Origin of the sequence: Pseudoflavitalea sp. G-6-1-2 (assembly GCF_012927185.1) — a bacterium.
Taxonomy (GTDB): Bacteria; Bacteroidota; Bacteroidia; order Chitinophagales; family Chitinophagaceae; genus Pseudobacter.
Genome location: NZ_JABBGB010000001.1, coordinates 739,064 through 757,989 on the forward strand (window position 1 = coordinate 739,064; position 18,926 = coordinate 757,989).

21 protein-coding genes are annotated in these 18,926 nt (G+C 46.8%); 7 read left to right on the forward strand and 14 right to left on the reverse strand.

Annotation, left to right across the window (positions count from 1 at the left end):
* Positions 1–85: 85 nt before the first annotated feature.
* From HHL16_RS03095 to HHL16_RS03110, 4 genes are read left to right on the forward strand one after another with little or no spacing between them, the layout of a single operon-like run.
* The gene (locus HHL16_RS03095) at positions 86–1,333 is read left to right on the forward strand and encodes an SGNH/GDSL hydrolase family protein (protein ID WP_169423678.1); all 1,248 of its coding nucleotides are present in this window, start codon (positions 86–88) and stop codon (positions 1,331–1,333) included.
* A gap of 18 nt (positions 1,334–1,351) precedes the next feature.
* Positions 1,352–2,182, forward strand: a complete 831-nt coding sequence (locus HHL16_RS03100) for an alpha/beta hydrolase (RefSeq protein ID WP_169423679.1) — start codon at positions 1,352–1,354, stop codon at positions 2,180–2,182.
* Between the two features lie 53 nt (positions 2,183–2,235).
* Complete coding sequence (locus HHL16_RS03105; protein ID WP_206022234.1) at positions 2,236–3,384, forward strand: glycosyltransferase; 1,149 nt, start codon at positions 2,236–2,238, stop codon at positions 3,382–3,384.
* A gap of 30 nt (positions 3,385–3,414) precedes the next feature.
* A complete protein-coding gene (locus tag HHL16_RS03110; protein ID WP_169423681.1) occupies positions 3,415–4,485 on the forward strand; it encodes an ABC transporter permease in 1,071 nt (356 codons plus the stop codon).
* Between the two features lie 126 nt (positions 4,486–4,611).
* Here the strand turns inward: HHL16_RS03110 and HHL16_RS03115 are convergent, their stop codons facing one another.
* Complete coding sequence (locus HHL16_RS03115; RefSeq protein ID WP_169423682.1) at positions 4,612–5,022, reverse strand: hypothetical protein; 411 nt, start codon at positions 5,020–5,022, stop codon at positions 4,612–4,614.
* 82 nt (positions 5,023–5,104) lie between these two features.
* The gene (locus tag HHL16_RS03120; RefSeq protein WP_169423683.1) at positions 5,105–5,575 is read right to left on the reverse strand and encodes an Lrp/AsnC ligand binding domain-containing protein; all 471 of its coding nucleotides are present in this window, start codon (positions 5,573–5,575) and stop codon (positions 5,105–5,107) included.
* Between the two features lie 544 nt (positions 5,576–6,119).
* Between HHL16_RS03120 and trmB the strand changes: the two genes are divergently transcribed.
* The 3 genes from trmB to HHL16_RS03135 are packed head-to-tail and all read left to right on the forward strand — an operon-like array spanning position 6,120 to position 7,810.
* Complete coding sequence (gene trmB / locus HHL16_RS03125; protein WP_169423684.1) at positions 6,120–6,833, forward strand: tRNA (guanosine(46)-N7)-methyltransferase TrmB; 714 nt, start codon at positions 6,120–6,122, stop codon at positions 6,831–6,833.
* A complete protein-coding gene (locus HHL16_RS03130; protein WP_169423685.1) occupies positions 6,805–7,005 on the forward strand; it encodes a DUF5522 domain-containing protein in 201 nt (66 codons plus the stop codon). Before trmB ends, HHL16_RS03130 begins: the two co-directional genes overlap by 29 nt.
* Complete coding sequence (locus HHL16_RS03135) at positions 6,989–7,810, forward strand: MGMT family protein (protein ID WP_169423686.1); 822 nt, start codon at positions 6,989–6,991, stop codon at positions 7,808–7,810. Before HHL16_RS03130 ends, HHL16_RS03135 begins: the two co-directional genes overlap by 17 nt.
* A gap of 22 nt (positions 7,811–7,832) precedes the next feature.
* Here HHL16_RS03135 and HHL16_RS03140 read toward each other — a convergent pair whose 3' ends face one another.
* The 12 genes from HHL16_RS03140 to HHL16_RS03195 form a co-directional block, all read right to left on the reverse strand.
* On the reverse strand, positions 7,833–8,678 hold the full coding sequence (locus HHL16_RS03140) for a hypothetical protein (protein WP_169423687.1): 846 nt from the start codon (positions 8,676–8,678) through the stop codon (positions 7,833–7,835).
* 201 nt (positions 8,679–8,879) lie between these two features.
* A complete protein-coding gene (locus tag HHL16_RS03145) occupies positions 8,880–9,305 on the reverse strand; it encodes a DUF4265 domain-containing protein (RefSeq protein ID WP_169423688.1) in 426 nt (141 codons plus the stop codon).
* A gap of 143 nt (positions 9,306–9,448) precedes the next feature.
* Positions 9,449–10,837, reverse strand: coding sequence for a hypothetical protein (locus HHL16_RS03150; protein ID WP_240965748.1), 1,389 nt, complete (start codon positions 10,835–10,837; stop codon positions 9,449–9,451).
* 224 nt (positions 10,838–11,061) lie between these two features.
* Positions 11,062–11,520, reverse strand: coding sequence for a hypothetical protein (locus HHL16_RS03155; protein ID WP_169423689.1), 459 nt, complete (start codon positions 11,518–11,520; stop codon positions 11,062–11,064).
* Between the two features lie 18 nt (positions 11,521–11,538).
* Entirely contained in the window at positions 11,539–12,120 is a 582-nt protein-coding gene (locus HHL16_RS03160; RefSeq protein ID WP_169423690.1) for a DUF420 domain-containing protein, read from the reverse strand.
* Between the two features lie 3 nt (positions 12,121–12,123).
* A complete protein-coding gene (locus tag HHL16_RS03165; RefSeq protein ID WP_169423691.1) occupies positions 12,124–12,939 on the reverse strand; it encodes an SCO family protein in 816 nt (271 codons plus the stop codon).
* Positions 12,940–13,095: 156 nt separating this feature from the next.
* Complete coding sequence (locus HHL16_RS03170) at positions 13,096–13,551, reverse strand: cytochrome C oxidase subunit IV family protein (RefSeq protein WP_169423692.1); 456 nt, start codon at positions 13,549–13,551, stop codon at positions 13,096–13,098.
* A 36-nt stretch (positions 13,552–13,587) separates the two neighbouring features.
* A complete protein-coding gene (locus HHL16_RS03175; RefSeq protein ID WP_169423693.1) occupies positions 13,588–14,265 on the reverse strand; it encodes a cytochrome c oxidase subunit 3 in 678 nt (225 codons plus the stop codon).
* A gap of 42 nt (positions 14,266–14,307) precedes the next feature.
* The gene (locus HHL16_RS03180) at positions 14,308–14,868 is read right to left on the reverse strand and encodes a heme-copper oxidase subunit III (RefSeq protein WP_240965751.1); all 561 of its coding nucleotides are present in this window, start codon (positions 14,866–14,868) and stop codon (positions 14,308–14,310) included.
* A 17-nt stretch (positions 14,869–14,885) separates the two neighbouring features.
* A complete protein-coding gene (gene cyoE, locus HHL16_RS03185; RefSeq protein WP_169423695.1) occupies positions 14,886–15,779 on the reverse strand; it encodes a heme o synthase in 894 nt (297 codons plus the stop codon).
* Between the two features lie 65 nt (positions 15,780–15,844).
* The gene (locus tag HHL16_RS03190) at positions 15,845–17,668 is read right to left on the reverse strand and encodes a cbb3-type cytochrome c oxidase subunit I (protein WP_169423696.1); all 1,824 of its coding nucleotides are present in this window, start codon (positions 17,666–17,668) and stop codon (positions 15,845–15,847) included.
* Between the two features lie 38 nt (positions 17,669–17,706).
* Positions 17,707–18,873, reverse strand: coding sequence for a cytochrome c oxidase subunit II (locus tag HHL16_RS03195; protein WP_169423697.1), 1,167 nt, complete (start codon positions 18,871–18,873; stop codon positions 17,707–17,709).
* Positions 18,874–18,926 lie beyond the last annotated feature (53 nt).

Consider the following 18,926-nt stretch of genomic DNA (forward strand, 5'->3'; position numbering starts at 1 on the left):
TTTTCGTAATTTCAGTGCAGTTTCCTTCCTTTGATTTACCGCAGTTTTGAAGTGCCCGACCATTACCCCCTAAACTCCATTCAACATGAAGCGGTTGCATCTTATTTGCCTCCTGCTGGCAGTCTGCTGTCAGGAAATCACTGCCCAATACCGGGTTGCTGTAATTGGTTCTTCCACAGCCGGAGGTACAGGAGCCTGGCCACTGGATAGTGCCTGGGTTCGCAGGTTCAATTATCATTACAAACATCAGTTGGGAATTGTAGACAGCACCTACACGCTGGCAGTGGGAGGATATCCCGTGTACAAGGGAATGCCCGGCAGTTATGTTCCTCCGCCGGACCGGGATGGTCCTGACCACAATAACAATGTTACCAAAGCCAATGCAGTGCTGGCCAGTTTGCCGGTTCCGGCGAATGCCATTGTGTTTGTGAATTATCCTTCCAATAAATATGAGCAGTACAGCATTGCAGAAATCATGTTCTGTCTGCAGACTATTTATGATTCGGTGCTGAAAGCGGGGCATCGCTGTTATATCATCACCACACAACCCAGAACGGGTGGACCATTCGACGATCCGGCAGTAAAGCGAAAGCTTGCTGTGATCAAGGATAGCACCATTCAGCGATTCGGCGTTGCCAACACCATCAACTTTTATGATGGATTGTACAATCCGGCCGACAGTTCCATACTTGCTAAGTACAACTCAGGAGATGGCATCCATTACAACAATGCAGGGCATCGGGAATTGTTTGAACGTGTGCTGGCCAAAAATGTTTTTGCCACTCCCCTGCCGGTGAAACTTACGAAGTTCATCGGCAATTATTCAAATGCGTCGATTGCTTTGCAATGGACGGCAGAATGCACAGACCCCAATACCAGCTTCACTTTGCAGCGAAGCACAGATGGACGCAATTTTGAAAACATCACAGTGTTGAAAGCAAAAGGGCTTCGCAGCAGCCTCTATGAATTTACAGACAGGCAGCCTTCGCCGGGAAAGAATTTCTACCGCCTGCGAATCAGTGAAACAGCATCGCTTGTGATGAGCAATGTGATACTGGTAAAAAATCCGCAGGAAGGATTGCAGGTGAAAGGGCTTTATCCCAACCCTGTCAATCAGCCTGATCTGGAAGCAGAGCTGCTATCGGCACAAACCTACAGCGGCATTGTAACCGTATTGAATACAGCAGGCATGAGCTTTTACCGAAAGGAAACCAATTTTGAAAAAGGGCTTAACAAACTGATCGTCCCGGTGCAATTTCTGCCGCATGGTCAGTTTATACTGTGCATCCGGTATGGCGACGGCAATTCCATTCTGCGAACCTTCAGCAAGTAGTTGGAAAAGGTTGTAGATTTGGCACCATTGATGCAGTCGGCAATTCTGCAATATAAACAATCGTCTGTACATTACCGGTATGGAGGTAAGGGCAGCAAACTGCTCTGCTGCCTGCATGGCTATGGGGAGAACGCTGCCAGCTTCGATTTCCTGAACAGTTATCTCGGAGAGGAGTATTCTATCATCGCTATCGATCTGCCCTATCATGGAGCTACCCAATGGAAAGAAGGGATGCAGTTTGGGGTGGAAGATCTCACCGCTATTGTTCGGGCAGTGTTTGCAGACAAGGGCCATGCTCCCGATCAACGATTCGCACTGATGGGATTCAGCATGGGAGGAAGAGCAGCGCTCTGCCTTATACAGTCCATCCCCCAACAAATAGAACGCTTGCTGCTGCTGGCTCCGGACGGACTGAAAGTAAACGGCTGGTACTGGCTGGCAACGCAGACTTTTATCGGCAACCGGTTGTTTCGTTTTACGATGTACTATCCCGGCTGGTTTTTCTCGCTGCTCAATATTGGTCACAAATTAGGACTGATCAATCTCAGCGTGTACAAATTCACCCGCCACTATATTCACGATGCACGCATTCGCCATGAATTGTATAATCGCTGGACCTGCATGCGCCGCATATCGCCCAAACTCCATCGCATCAAACAAAACGTTCAGCAGTTTCAAATACCGGTAAGGTTGCTGTACGGACAGTACGACCGCATTATTCTGCCGCAACCCGGCGAGCGGTTCCGGAAAGGAATAGAACAGTGGTGCACCATCACGATGTTGCCTGCAGGGCATCAGGTGTTGCAGGAAAAATACATGCCCGATATTGCATACTCACTCCGGCATTAGTTGCCATTGCATTGATACAATCGTATATTTATCGCATCAAGATCATTCTGCCGATGCCATTTTTCTTGCTGATATTCTTTTTGTTGTTAGTGGGCTATGCCGTACTGATCGGGTATTATCACAATGCCTGGAACAAACTGCCGCTGTATACGGCTCCGGAAACTACACCGGCAACTGCAATAACAGTGATCGTTCCTGCACGCAATGAAGAACAGCACCTGCCTGCATTGCTGCAGTCTTTGCGGCAGCAGCAATACCCCGCGCATTTGCTGGAGGTGATTGTGATCGACGATCATTCTACAGACAGCACACTCCGCATTTTGCAGGAGGCAGCTATAACCTGGCCGCAACTGAAAGTGATTGAGCTGGCAAAAGTTCCGTTGCCCGAAAATGCCTCATCGGCATTCAAGAAAAGAGCCATTCAGGCAGGCATCGACCAGGCGGGTGGAAAGCTGATTGTGACCACAGATGCAGATTGCATCTTCTATCCGCGCTGGCTGCATACGCTGGCATCCTTTTACGAAAGCAACGGCGCGAAATTCATAGCAGCTCCTGTGCTGATAAAAGCAAAACACCGGTTGCTGGATATTTTTCAGACCATCGATTTCCTCACTTTGCAGGGCATTACGGGAGCAGCAGTTTTCAAAAGAATTCATTCCATGTGCAATGGCGCCAATCTTGCTTATGAGAAAGCTGCATTTGAAGAGGTACGCGGGTTCGAGCAGATCGATCATCTTCCTTCGGGCGATGATATGTTTCTGATGCATAAGATCTATCAGAAATATCCTGATAAAGTTTTCTATTGCAAAAGCCCCGAAGCAATTGTGGAAACTGCACCGGCTCCCAGCTGGAAGGCATTCTTTCATCAGCGCATTCGCTGGGCAAGCAAGGCAGACAGTTACAACGATAAACGGATCTTCTGGGCATTGCTGCTGGTGTACTGTTCCAATGTGGGTTTTCTGATACTGTTTATACTGGGCTTCTGGAAGCCATTGTCGTTCTTCTTCCTCCTTATTTTATTGCTTGCAAAAGTGTTGATAGAATTTCCGTTTGTAAATGCAGTGGCCATCTTCTTCCGGCAGCAACGCTGGATGCGATATTTTCTTGTACTGCAGCCGCTGCATATAGTGTACACCATCATTGCAGGATGGCTGGGCAAGTTCGGACGATACGAATGGAAAGGCAGAACAGTGAGCAAATAATCATTTCGCATAAAATTGTAATTTCCACCAATGGCCGACGCAGCTTCCCGAAATATCTGGCGCAGATTAAGAAAGAACAAAGGCGCATTGTTCGGCATTGTTGTGATTCTACTGAGCCTGCTCACCGCGTTGTTTGCCTATTTCATTGCACCCGACGGATCGCCCAATGCCAACCGCATGATAGTGGAAATCGGCGGACAAAAGCCCGGATTCACACAGCAGTTTCTGCAAATACCCAAAGATCCTTTGCCACCGAAAGCATCGTTCTTTCAACGATTGATGTACGGGCAGGAAGATCAATATCATTACATCCCTATCAGTTCCTATACAACTACCAGCGACAGTTTGATCATACAGCAATACATCGATGAAGGTGTTACCGAACGCGTGGCTTACTCTCTGAAAGCAACTGACTGGAAAATAAGCACCATAAAATTCAGGCTGGGAACAGACAAATACGGAAGGGATATTCTCAGTCGCTTGATCGTTGGAGTTCGGGTATCCCTTAGCGTTGGATTGATAACAGTACTGATCTCTCTGAGCATTGGTGTACTGCTGGGATCACTCGCAGGGTATTTCAGAGCAAAAACGGATGATGCCATCATGTGGTTCATCAATGTGATCTGGAGCATCCCAACGCTGCTGCTTGTATTTGCCATTACATTGATGCTGGGCAAAGGTTTCTGGCAGGTATTCATTGCAATCGGACTTACGATGTGGGTGAATGTGGCGCGCATCATTCGTGGACAGGTAATGAGCGTAAGAGAGATGGAGTATGTAGAAGCCGCGCGTGCGTTGGGTTATACGCATACGCGGATACTGTTCAGGCATGTATTGCCCAATGTGATGGGGCCGGTAACCGTGGTGGCTGCGTCGAATTTCGCATCGGCAATTGTAATTGAAGCCGGACTCAGTTTTCTCGGCGTGGGTGTTCAACCTCCGCAGCCGAGCTGGGGGCTGATGATCAAAGAGAACTACAATTTCATTATCACCAATAATCCGATGCTGGCACTGGCGCCCGGCTTTGCTATCATGTTGCTGGTACTGGCTTTCAATCTGCTTGGGAATGGATTGCGGGATGCAATGGAAGTGCGCGGATAATATCAACCCATTTTCAATCAAGTGCAAAAAAGAACGCCAGCGCTGAGGCTGGCGTAAATATGTATGCAGTATCGGAATGAGCCTCGCAAACGCTTGTCTGATGGCCACTCCGGAGAACTTATCTTTCTATTTTCTTGAATACCTCAACGTGCCCGTCCAAGTATTCTCAGCACAGCTATTGGAAACAACAGATACCTGCACCACCACCGATGTTGCAACCGGGGTTCCGGTAATGGTGATATTGTTTATACCCGCTGTGGCAGCAAAAGCTTTGTCCAACACTACCTGATTATTTACTTCGTTTTTAGCAAGCACATTTATTTTGGCGCCGGTTGCCGGAAATCCGTTGGTGATATTCACATTGATCAGAAAATCTCCGCCCACCTGTGGTGGAGTTACAGAGCCATTGGCAGGTGTGGTAGTTACCTGCAATTGTGTTTCAGAGCAAGGTCCATCATCGCCTTTGTCTTTGCTGCTGCATTGCGCAAATGCGGTAATGGTGAGTAATCCAACAATGGCAATAAACAGTTTTTTCATATCAGAAGATTAGGTTTTTCAATAACGGTCAGGCAACTAAAATAATATTTATTACAACGCCTTAAAACAAATATTTATGATCTTATGGCGTATATACCTGAACATTACGGCTGAACGACTCTTCGAGTGAGATGAAGGTCTCGGTTCTTTCAATACCCTTGATCTTCTGCAATTCATCGTGCAACACTGATCTCAGCTGATTGATGTCTTTACAGATGATCTCTGCAAACATGCTGTAGTTACCGGTTGTATAATTGAGCCGGATGATCTCCGGGATCTTCTGCAATTCTTTGGCAACGAAATCGTAGAGGGAGCTTTTTTCGAGATAGATGCCGATGAAGGCGATCACATCGTAGCCAAGCGCCTTCATGTCCACATTTAATTTTGTACCTTTAACTATACCTGCTTCCTGCAATTTCTTAATGCGGACGTGAATCGTACCTCCGGATACAAATAGTTTCTTACCCAGATCAGCATACGAAATTTCAGCATTATCGATCATTTCATGAATGATCTGAAGATCCAGTTTGTCAAGATTCAATTTAGCTCCCATTTTGCAATCAGATTTTTCGATTTATCAAACCAACAGTGCAAATATTTGTATAATATCTAAATATTCCAAATTTGTATTGAATTATTTTCAAGTAATTGCCCATTTTCTTTAAATTTGCATTGTAATCGTTCTTAACAAGTCAGCAAATACTGTGGAGTGATGGAATTTTGGCAGACATGCCCTCTTGTCTCGAGGGTGGGGGTCACAGGATAAACTAAGTGTAATGCCGGACTGGTTCACGCCGGCCCGACTGGGGTTGACCACCGCAGGTTGCGCTTATGCTAACTGCCCCGTGGAGGTTCGAGTCCTCCCTCTACAGCAACAGCCCGAAAGTAATCGCTTTCGGGCTTTTTTATGTCTGCATTTTCAGGTGACTTTACTCAATTTCAATTCCGCAAGAGTCCTATCGCACAGCAACAAAGATGCCGGGAGCCTCATTTTTTACAACAATAATAGCTGGATTGCATTTACCTGCAGACCCCGCACCTGCTGGTTCCGCAAGGGTTTTTCACCGGGGAAAATGTTTGCTTTACATTTGCGGGCAATGGGACAGAAAAAATTAAAGCGATTTGCAGAGCTGCTCACTTTTCCGAATGTGTTGCAGAACCCTGAAGGGATGGCCGGAAACTGGCATCAGTTCTTCAAGAATCAACATCCTGTAACACTGGAACTGGCCTGTGGTAAAGGTGAATACGCATTGGGGCTGGGACGAATTCATCCTCAAAGAAATTTTATCGGTGTGGACCTCAAAGGCAATCGTCTCTGGGTAGGCGCAAAGAAAGCACTGAACGAAGGACTCACCAATGTGGGATTCCTGCGCACACAGATCGACCGGATTGCAGAACATTTCGGAACTGCTGAAATCAGCGAGATCTGGATCACATTCCCCGATCCGCAGCTCCGTACCTCCAGAGCAAAAAAACGCCTCACCCATCCCAAGTTTCTTAGACTGTATCAAAACATTCTAAGTCCCGGAGGTGTAATTCACCTGAAAACAGATTCGCCTTCTCTATACAGATTCACCAAGTGGGTTATCGATCTTCATAAACTGGAAGTGCTCGAAGACAAAGACGATGTGTATGCCGAGGAAGAAGTAGACCAGGAACTTCAGATCAAAACCCATTATGAAAGCCTGGATATTGCAGGCAGCAACCGGGTGCATTATCTGAGCTTCCGCTTGCCTGCCACTCCGCTGGAGGACAAGGATGATGTACTAAAAGAAATGCTCTGTGAAGAAGAGTCTGATAGAAGGCGTTGATTTTTATTACAACGAACAGGGTTATGTTGTACTGACAGAGAAGTTCCATCTGGAGCGCGGTCGTTGTTGCGGCAATGGATGTAAACACTGCCCTTACAACTACATCAACGTTCCGGAACCCCGCCGAACCGAGTTACTGCAAAAACGTAACGATAATGGCCAAACGAATTAATTCAGTTAGTTCCGGTAAATCCGGTAAAGAAGCAAAGCCTGCTCTACAGAAAAAAACTGCTGCAGCAAAGAGCCCATCAGCTGCTGACAGAAAAGCTGCTGCCATTTCAAAAGGCAGCACACAGGATAGCAAAAAGGGTAGCGCCAAAGGCATTGGTATTGCCGGCAAAGCAGAGCAATCTGCAGGGAAATCCAAAGGCGGAACAGCTACAGCCAGCAAGTCTGCAAAATCAGCCGCATCAACCAAACAAGCCACCCGCGCGGATAAGGGAGGCATCGGTACTTCAGCTGCAACTTCAGATAAAGCAGGGGCTTCTGCGAAAAAAAATCAGGCCACCAGCAGGAAGACTGTTGCAAAGCCTGCAGTGAAAAGTATTCGTTCAGAGAGAACCGGAGTTGAAAACAACGCTGCATCCCGCAAAAAGAAATCACCTGCACCTACAGAGAAACTTCGCTCTGTTACTCCTTCCGGGAAAAACGACCAGACATTTTTTGAACTGGTGTTTGAGGTAGCCAGACAAATACCCAAAGGGCGAGTTACTTCCTACGGAGCCATTGCCGCAAGCCTGGGTGCCAGATCTTCCTCAAGACTGGTCGGTTGGGCAATGAACTTAGCCGGTGGTGCTAAGCCAAAGGTTCCTGCACACCGCGTAGTGAACCGCAATGGCATGCTCAGTGGAAAGCATCATTTTGCTACATCTACACAAATGCAGGAGCTGCTCGAAAAAGAAGGCGTGAAAGTAAAAAATGATAAAGTCACCGACTTCAACAAACTCTTCTGGGACCCCATGGATATGGGAGAATAAACCGCTAAAGCAATTATCCGTTCTACCAGTTGATATCGTAACCGATGGTTCCGATGAGCTCGAAGTAGCCAAATGAATGGCTGGCTTTGCCACCATCAACAGTAAGCGCATTGGTATAATTTGCCCAACCTGTTTTGGCAGTAGCCTCTACGAAGAACTTTCTGAAGATATAGTATTTCGCACCACCTTCAACGCTGGCCATATAGCCGGCGAGGTGGAATTTGTTATCCAGTCTCTTGCCGGAAATCATTACATCCGTTTTAGGGATCATGAAACCAGCTCCGAGTTTGATCATCGGTACAAAGTAGCCGGCCTTTCTGTTGGTTCTGTTCATTGGCCAGAACTGCACGTAGTTGATATGATAGAAGTTTGCGCCGTTGGTATGTTCAAAACGGAAGAGACCGTCGTGGCCAACTGTGGTATCCTGATCGAAGGCTTTATCGCCAATGGTTCCTTTTATGCGCAGACGCTGGTTGTCTTTAACGATATACTTGGTGTGATCGAAATTCAGTTCAATGGCTTTGGTCTTTTCTTTATTCAGATAAAAACCAACCCGGTAGTTGTATTGCGGAATGCTGATCTGAAGCGGTTTCTTGAGAATCGCATCCAGGTCGTTCTGATCTACTCCCTTTGCATTATAGGCTTTGAAATCGTGAGGAACGCCGTTAACAGCGCCTTTAAAGTGAAGTGTGCTATTGGTATACCATTCAGTATTGTATCCCCACTGAAGATACATGCCATGCAGGCGGAACTGTGCCATTGCTCCTGAACCGAACATGAATAAAACGATCAGCAATACAGATAATCTCTTCACTGTTTTAACTCCAATTCTATTGTTCATTGTACTGAACTGTGATTTGTTTTGCATGGGCAATGGTTTAGCGGTTGTATCGGGGTACACAAAGCCGCCGCAAATTACGACGATAATTTTTCTTATCCGCCCTATTAACGATTCACTAACCATTTTTTTGCTACAAATCAGGGCCTAACCTACTTGAACAATGGCTGATCATGAAAAGATCGCTCTTGATTTCGCATATAGTCCCCGGATATATGCGTACATATGTTATTAATTGTGATTCATGCAAGCCTCTCTGAATGTCCATTTCAGCTCCTCATCGCCATTTTCCAGATAGTTCAGCACCATCGCGTATTGCACATCGTAGGGAATGTTCAGGGCAATCAGCTTGTTTGAGCTGCTGGCTTCCCAGGCGCAACCCATCTGCTCCAGCTCCTTCATGGACGGGATGATATCTTCTTCTTCACGAAATACCATTTGTACCGTGCTGTGGCCCGATGGTTCTATCAGTTGTTCAAAATGAAGAACTCCATTTATCTCCTTCACCGACACAATATCTCCATAAGCGATACCCGGAGTGAAAAAGGGAATGTTTTCTATTCTGAAACAAGTGCCGTTTTGCGATGCCCAGAGGTTTTCGATGTGACGATCTCCATTGATATCGCTAAATGTAAAAACGATTTTGCTATTGCTCATGGCAACTATTTTAGGGTGATAAATGCTAAGGCAATACGGCTCCATTCCGAAACCAATCAGGTTTCCGGAGTATAGGCATGGGGGTAACATCAGCAGGCATGGCTACCGCTGTGATCAGCACTGTACATTCATCCTGCGACTGATCAGAAATTGTATCCTACTCTGAATTTGACAGGCTGGGCTTGAGGAACCTGTTGATAGCTCAGGAAGTCCCAGAATAACTGAAGCCTGGTTTTCTTGAAGAGTTTGCTTTTGAGTGACACTACTTTACTGATACCAATCAGTCCACTCTTCTGCCATGTATCGAGGTCTTTGATTTGTGATACAGAACTGAAAGGTTGCTGATAATTGTATTCGAATCCGCCGGAGGCGAAGAAGCTTCCTTTGATTTTATAATCTGCGAATGAACGGAAGCCGATACCCTGACTGGATACATTGATGTTCCGGATATCTTTTCCCCATCCAACTTTGTAGCTGGCTCCAACTCCCACTATGCTTTTATCGTTCAGGCGGTACCCTACAGATAAGCCCAGATCGGTGGTTGTAGGAAAGTAGTTATTGGATCGCTGGCTCTGCAGATTAGTGCCATATTCGAGCCTTTGGAGAAATGATTTCGTTTTCTGTCCGTTTGGTTTGAAGTCGGGCATTTCTCCATCACTACCCGACATGCCTCCGAGATTATTGAGTTTGTCTTTCAGCTTGCCCAGTTCAGCTTGTGCTGCCTGAACATTCTGCTGCAATGCAGCGGCGGCATTGGGGCCACCGGAAGAGATCCTGTCCTGTATCAGTGATTGTACGCTGGAACGTGTTTGCAGACCTGCAAGGCTTTCTGCAGAACCATAGTTATCGGGCAAGCGGAATAAACTGGCGAGCTCAGAATTGTTTTTGAAGAACTCCTGAAATGCGGGCAGCTTTTTGATCATCTCCACTGCTTTCTGCTGCAGCTTGTCAGGATCTTCGAGCATGGCTTTATATTCATTGATCTGTTCGCCGTAGTAGTAAGCCTGCTGATTGTATTTCTTAAATTCTTTCATCAGCCCCAGTTTGTCCAGCTGCTCTTTCAGTTGCTGCCTGCGTTCTTTCAGGTAATTTCTTACCTCGGCGGCGTTGTTGAGTTTTCCTTCCAGCCCGTTAACACTGCCCAGGGCATCTTTCACTTTAGTTGTGACGCCTGCTGCATTCGGCAGTATGTTTTTGCCGGCATCGAGAAACTTCAGGGAGGTCTTCAGGGTGTCGAGGTTGGGAAGATATTGGGCGGATCTGCCTGCTAGTTTTGTGGGATTATTCAGTTTATCCTGCAACTGCTGGTATCGCTGTTCAACATTCCCGAACAGCTGTTCAGCTTTCAGCGAATCTTTACGGGCCAGTTTCCTTTTCATTTTCTGCTCCTGCTTTTCGAGCCTTTTCAAAGCTTTTTCTGAACTGGCCATCAGCTTTTCTTCGAGCTCTGTAGATTTTTTTTTGATCTTATCCATAAAGCGGGAAGGAAAGCCAAGGATTTTACCGGACACACTGGTCTCATCCTGTGCCATTGCAGGCAGGCATAACATTAAGCAGATAGCCCAAAGCATATAACGAAATCGCATAAGACAGGTCATGAATAAAAGTTATTAAGCCGTTTAGGGGCGAGGTCTAAACGAATGACGAACAAAAAGTAATTCTTGTCAAAACTATGGTGGGCTGAGTAAGTAGCAGCGGGAAAAACAACCGGAAAAATCGTTTTTTTTCCCCTGTAAATATGCGGAAAAAAATGTAGTTAATCAAGAGATCCTGCACTGAGCCGAAGCAATACTGCAATATTATCTTTTCTCGGCATAAAGGCCAGTAATATCAGTAAATGTACAAAAGCCAGGGCAACAAATGAATAGTCGCCGGTTATGGCAAAAAATACAGCTGCCGCCAGTCCGGGAGAAAAGATCATTACCCACCAGAGCAGACAGGCACTGTGGTACATCCCCAACCGAAGCGCTTCACTCCCGTCGCTGTTGCGGGCCTGCATCAGCTTCTTTTTGAAGAGATTGAAACCGAGCACCAATCCGGCGATAGTATCCACTACTGCCACTACCTGCAATATCCGGTTCAACTCTGCATTACTGCTTACAGCCCCGGCCATACTCACATATGCGATGCCGCCTGCAAGCACGAAAAACAATAACAGCAGAAGAATAGTATGCTGTTGTTTCAGTTTTTTGAATATGGCGGAATTGTTCTCCATAACCGGCTGGTGTATCTGTTAATAATAAGGACTAATCAGGAGATATACAAGCACGCCTGTAATGGCTACATACAGCCAGATAGGCCATGTAATGCGCGCCAGTTTCCTGTGTTTCGGAAACTCGGCTGTGAGGCCGCGATATGCAGTGAAGAGAATAAAGGGCAGAATGATGCCCGCCAGGGGAATATGCGTGATCAGTATAACGTAGTAGACCATGCGAAGACTTCCGGCAAGGGATTTCTCATCGTCGCTCACAATATTATCGTGGTTGAGATCGCCGTATTTGGTATCGCCTGCAAAGAGGTGATGGCAGATATAGGAAACCAGGAAGAGCACACTCAGCACCATGGCCGTAATCATGATCTTCTTATGCAATTGATAATTCCCTTTCTTCACCGTTACGAAACCTGCAATCAGCAGGAGGGTTACTATGAAGTTGATCACAGCATTAGCAGTTGCAAACAAGTGCGGATCAAAGCCGAGATTTACATCGAGTGTAATTCTGTTCAGCAATACCACTGCAGCAAATACCACAAATGAAACAGTGAGAATAAGCACTCTTGCTTTCTTGTCGTTTTTCTGTAAAACCGGAGGCAGCATATATCAGGCGTTAGATTGTTTTTTGTTGGGTTTGCGCGTAATGCGAACGAAGACAGCCAGTATCACAATCGCAATCAGGTACACAGGCCAGAGGCCAAGCAGCTTGGCAAGTATGGGCGATTTCTCGCCTTTGTCTTTCTCCAGCATCAGCAGGGTGAGGTCTTCAGCGAGCTTGCTGAGTGAAGCATTGTCGAGGCCATTGTAGTAACCGCGGATCACTCCTCTCTTATCGATCATGATGAACTTCTCGGTATGGATGAATGCTGAATCTACCTGGCCACCATCCTGCAATCCGAGTTTCAGTTCGTTGAGTGCATAATCGTAGATGGTTTTCTTTGGACCGGTGAGCATCCACCACATATCGTGGTTCACTCCGTTGCGATCAGCATAGGCTTTCAGTACAGGAACTGAATCGCGTTCAGGATCTACACTGAACGAAAGCAGTTGCACAAAAGTGGTATCGATGCGTTTGGTGATGTCGCGGAGTTTGAGACCATCCTGGATCATCTTCATATTGCGGGTGAGCGCGGGACAGATGCTTGGGCAACGAGTAAAGAAGTAATTGGCGATGATGATCTTTCCGCGCATATCGTCCATTCTCACTTTCTGTCCGAGCTGATTGGTCAGTTCAAAATTCGCTACCTGATGCCAGATGGTATCGGAATGGAGTTTGCCGTTGATGAGTGTGTCTTTGGTATCTTCCGCATAGAAGTGTTTGGGCATGTGCAGGGTATCCGCACTGATGCCTTTTACCAGAAAGTAGCTCGCTACCGGAAGTATGAGCGCAACACACAATGCTAAGAGGGCTTTCTGACTCACCTTATTTCTTTTAGTTGCGCAAAGGTACCACAGGATTGGATGCAATGCCTATTCCGCCGCATTTAATTACGTATTAAATCAGGCAATTGCGGCTGCAAAAAGCAAAGGGCCTACCCGTGTGAGGTAAGCCCTTTTATTGAAATAAATTATGATCGGTTAGTGCAGAGCGCCTGGTTTCTCAGCCTCAGGAGCATGATTTGGTTTCAGGTGCTCACCGGGTTTGGTAACCTGTTTCATAGACTGCTCTTTGTAGAAAGGATCGTAGGTGTTCTTCAGGTTCTTGTAAGAGTTACCATCCCAGAGGAAGGCAGTGATGAACCAGATGAAGAGCAGGCAGGGAACCGCAATGGTCATCACCATGTTCTTGATCTCATGACCCAGGTGCATGAACTCTGCTACGATGTAGAAAGCTTTCGCCAGGGTGAAGATGATGTACAGTACGTTGAACCACAGTTTCAGGCTATGAAAATGCGGAGCGATGAACATACCCACTACCAGTTCGAGCACGGTAATGATCAGCAGCACCCAGAAAGTGCGCATTACTGCTTTCTTATCGAATCCGTGTCCATCCCCTTCGGCGTGCTTAGCCTTTACGCTTTCAAAAGTTTCCATAATATCTTTTTACAGTTGTAGGTTGATCAATGTTGTTTAGAACAGGTAGAAGCAGGTGAATACGAATACCCAAACCAGATCTACGAAGTGCCAGTACAGACCAGCCTTTTCGATCATCAGGTAGCTTCCTCTTCTTTCGAATACTCCGCGAACGGTCATTATCAGCATCACGATATTGATCACAACACCACTCAATACGTGGAAACCGTGGAAACCTGTAATGGTAAAGAAGAAGTTGGTGAAGTTGGTAGAAGACTGAGTTCCGTCGAAGTTCATGAACGGATTTCTTCCCCACCATGCACCCTGCTCATGAAGGTGATGCCATTCCCATGCCTGACAGCCGAGGAACAGGATACCTCCGATGATGGTTGCGATCATGTAGTTGATCACACCTTTTTTATTCTTGGCATGTCCTTCTCCTACCGCCAGTACCATCGTTACGGATGATGCGATGAGGATGAAAGTCATGATACTCACAAATACCAGGGGCAGATTAGCATGACCCATGAATGGCATTGAATTGAACACGTGGTTAGGGTCAGGCCATCCGTTGCTTGCAAAGCGAACGGTTCCGTAAGAGATCAGGAATGCACCGAATGTAAAAGCATCGCTCATCAAAAAGTACCACATCATCAGCTTTCCATACTCCACGTTGAAGGGACTTTTTCCCCCTTCCCACCATTTTTGCTTGCCTGCTACTGCTATTTGTGCCATGTTACTGTATTAGAAATGTTTAAGTGATATGCTTTCTTAAAATTATCTTTTGATCAGGAAAAAAACAAACAGGTAGATCCAGAGGAAATCTACAAAATGCCAGTACGTGCTGATCACTTCCACGGGTACTGAATTGTAGTTCCTGAATTTGCGGCTGAATGCTTTGAAGAACATAATCAGCAGGGCGATTGCTCCACCGAGTACGTGCACAGCATGCAGTCCGAAAATAATGTAAAGGAACTGACCTGCTCCGGTGCTGCCATTGAGAAAAACGCCACTTGCCTGCAGCTGCATAAATCCGATCACCTGCATTACGATGAACAGACAACCCAGTACTGCTGTTACAGTGAGTAATCTCCGGTAGCGGTTCATGCTTCTTTCCTTGAAAGATTTCAGGGCCATCTGCATGGTGAAGCTGCTGAGCAGCATCACGCCGGTTGAATAATAAAAGATCTGCGGCATTTCTACGGTCGACCATCCAGGTAAGCTACCCTTTACGATATACGCACTGGTCAAACCGGCGAACATCATAATGATGCTGCCTATTGCAATCCACAAGGTAAACTTGTGAGGATGTACTTTCTGTCTCTGCGAACTCACCATCTCCATTATTTACTTTTTTACAGTTTGTCTGCCAGCATTGCCAGATAAACCACAGGCAGATAAATATAGCTGCTGAACATCACACGTCTTGCAGCTTTGGCTTCCATCTCACGATACAGTCTGATACTTTGCCATACCATAAAAAGATTGGCCGCAAAAATAATCCAGAGGCTCATCATTCCGCTGATCTTGGCCAGATACGGCAGTATGCCGATCGGGATCAGCACCAATGAATACACAATGGACTGAATGGCTGAAAACTTACCCGGGCCTTCGGTCGATGGCAGCAGTTTGAATCCTGCAGTACTGTAATCCTTATGCGAGATCCAGGCGATAGCCCAGAAATGCGGGAATTGCCAGAAGAACTGGATTGCAAACAAAACCCATCCGCCGATGCCGAGGTTATCTGCACCTGCTGCCCAACCGATAAGGCAGGGAAGCGCTCCGGGTACGGCTCCCAGCAGAACAGCCATTGAACTGACTTTCTTCAGGGGAGTGTACATGAAAGCGTAGATAAACCAGCTTACGAGTGCCACTGCGGCCGACAAAATGTTAAAGAACGTAGCCAGCATTATCAGTCCGACAGACAAAGTAATGATGGCGAAAGCCCAACCTTCAGCTGCCGTCATACGGCCTGATGGTATCGGACGTTTGGCTGTGCGTTTCATCAACGCGTCGGTGTCTTTCTCCACAATCTGGTTCACTGCATTGGCGCTGCCTGTTACGAGCATGCCTGCAATAAAGAACTCCACTGCGCCCAGCCAGTACCACGAATCGAGTGCGATCAGATAACTGATCACCGCAGAGAACACTACCATGAAGCTCAGGCTGAACTTAATCAGCGCCATGTAGTCCCGCACCTTTCCACCAATGGAAGAAGAGCTGTTTTGCTTCACGGTTTCCTGCGTCATCGGGTTATGAATATTTTTTGATGATCACCGGAGAAGCGGAACTTATCCGGTGATCATTAATTGACTTAGTGATGGTTGCTCTCATCAGGGCCGATAGGCTCTGTCTGAGGAATGAAATCTCTTCCATCTTTGCTGTAGTCATACGCCCAACGGTGTACTTCAGGGATCTCACCAGGCCAGTTTCCGTGACCGGGGCGGATCGGAGTTGTCCACTCGAGGGTTGTAGCGCTCCATGGGTTGAGTGTGGTAACTTTTCTTCCCTTGAAAATAGAGTAGAAGAAGTTGAACACAAACATCAGCTGAACTGCGAATACGATGATAGCTACAGTAGAGATGAATTTATTGAGCTCAGAGAATTGTTTGAACGATTCCCAGATGCTGTAATCGAGATAACGGCGAGGCATACCCGCGAGGCCTTCGTAGTGCATTGGCCAGAAGATCAGGTAAGCGCCAACCAGGGTGATCCAGAAGTGGATGTACGCCATGGTGTTGTTCATGAAGCGGCCATACATTTTCGGGAACCAGTGGTAGATACCGGCGAACATTCCGAAGAAGGCAGACACACCCATTACAATGTGGAAGTGCGCGATCACGAAATAGCTGTCGTGCAGGTGAATATCCAGAGTAGAGTTACCAAGGAAGATACCTGTAAGACCACCGGAGATGAAGAGGCTCACGAAACCGATAGCGAAGAGCATACCGGGGGTGAACCTGATATTCGCTTTCCACAGGGTGGTAAGCCAGTTGAACACTTTGATGGCAGAAGGAACCGCAATCAGCAGGGTCAACAGTACGAATACCGATCCGAGGAAAGGATTGAGACCTGTTACAAACATATGGTGAGCCCATACGAGGAACGCCAGGATAGTGATAGCGAACAGCGAAACCACCATGGCCATATAACCGAAGATTGGTTTGCGGGAGTTCACAGAAAGCACTTCCGATGCGATACCCATCGCCGGCAACAGGATGATATATACTTCGGGGTGACCCAGGAACCAGAACAAGTGCTGGTAGAGGATGGCACTACCGCCTTCGTTAGGCAGGGCACCTACACCCGTGATGTAAATGTCGGAGAGATAGAAGCTGGTTCCACCATGACGGTCGAACAGCAGCAGAACGAAACCAGACAACAGTACAGGGAACGACAGGATACCGAGTACGGCAGTGAAGAACAGCGCCCAGATAGTGAGCGGCAGTTTGGTCATGCTCATACCTTTGGTACGCATGTTCAGTACAGTTGATACGTAGTTAAGACCACCGAGCAGTGAGCTCACTACGAACATAGCCATGGCAACGATCCACAGGTCCATACCCGTTTTGGAACCTGGTGATGCCGACCCCAGTGCACTGAGTGGCGGATAAGCCGTCCATCCACCGGAGAAAGGTCCGGTTTGAACAAACAGTGAGCTCATCATCACAACACTGCCACCGAAGAAGAACCAGTAGCTGAGCATGTTCATCATGGGAGATGCCATGTCTCTTGCACCGATCTGCAGAGGAATAAGGAAGTTGGCGAAAGTTCCGCTCAATCCACCGGTCAATACAAAGAATACCAGAACGGTTCCGTGCATTGTTACCAGTGCGTAATAATTTTCAGGAGAGATCTTTCCTCCTTTAGCCCATCTGCCCAGGATATCTTCGAGCCAGGGGAAAGCCTGGTCCGGATAACCTAACTGCAAACGGAACAATACTGACATCAGACCTCCGATCATTGCCCAGATCATACCAGTGATCAGGAACTGTTTCGCGATCATTTTGTGATCCTGACTGAAAACGTATTTGGTAATGAACGTTTCCTTATGGTGATGACCGTGATCATCTCCATGATGCACTTCATGAGAATGGGCTACCTCAGAATGGCCGTGCAGTGCTGCTTCGTTGCTCATGATAATTCTATTTTAAAAACGGGTATTAACTGGTTTCATTAATTGTGGGCCGCTGCAATAGCTGGCTTCACTTCTTTTACTGCAGCTGCTACTACCTTGGCTGTATCAGCGGTTGGTTGTGCAGGAGCTCCTGGTGTTGCAGCAGGCTCAGGTTTTGGAAAAGCAACTGCATATGCAGGCTTTTGTTTGGCTTTCCAGAGAATGAACTCTTCTTTGGTTACCACTTTGATCAGTCCCTTCATAGAGTAGTGACCGTTTCCGCACATCTGGTCGCAGGAGATTTCGTACTCAAATTTCGGATTTCCTGTGATCTTCTTCATCTCATCAGTAGTGTACTGCGGAGTGAACCACATGGTAGTGGGAGTTCCGGGTACGGCATCCATTTTGAGGCGGAAGTGAGTGAGACCTACGTCGTGTACTACGTCGCGGCTGTTGATAACCAGCTTAACCGGTTGACCAACCACCATGTACATCGCATCGTTGGTTACGATATCGTCGAAAGTTGCAGGATCGGCTTTGATTTCAACAGAACCTGCAGGGTTACCGTTATTGTCGTGCTTAACGATGGTAGTATCCATCCAGGTCATACCGAGCTGGTTGTTCTTTCCTTCGTCGATCATGCGGAAATATTTTTTACCGAAAGTGTTATCAGCACCTGGGTAGCGGTAGATCCATCCGAATTGTTTACCGGTGATCTCGATTACCAGAGAGTCTTTGGGAGCATCGCCGGTGATACGGAACCAGTAGAACAGACCAAAACCAACCAGAATACAAAGTGTAATGGCAGGAACGGTAGTCCACACAATTTCCAGTTTGTTGTTATGCGGATAGAAGAACGCGCTTCTTTTAGAACTGTATTGGTATTTGAATGCGAACCAGAACAGGAGAATCTGTGTTATAATGAACACGATACCAGTAATGGCGATGGTAATGTAGAGCATCGTATCGATGTTCTTACCATGCTCTGATGCTGCGGGGTGCGCCATCAGGGTTTTGTCGAAAAGTAGGTGATTGCACCACCATACGCCGAGAAGCCCCAGTACCAGGAATACCACCATCAGGAATGCATTGACCTTATTACTTTGCTCGAAAGCTTTCTTCTCGCCTTTCAGCACAGAAACATACTCGCTGGCCTTGGCAATCTGAAACGTAATCAGGAAGCCCAGTGCAAGGATCGTTAAAAGAAATATTCCGGTAGTTGTCATGATCTATCAATAAATTTTATTCGAACAAACAAGTTTTACTTCTTGAACTATAC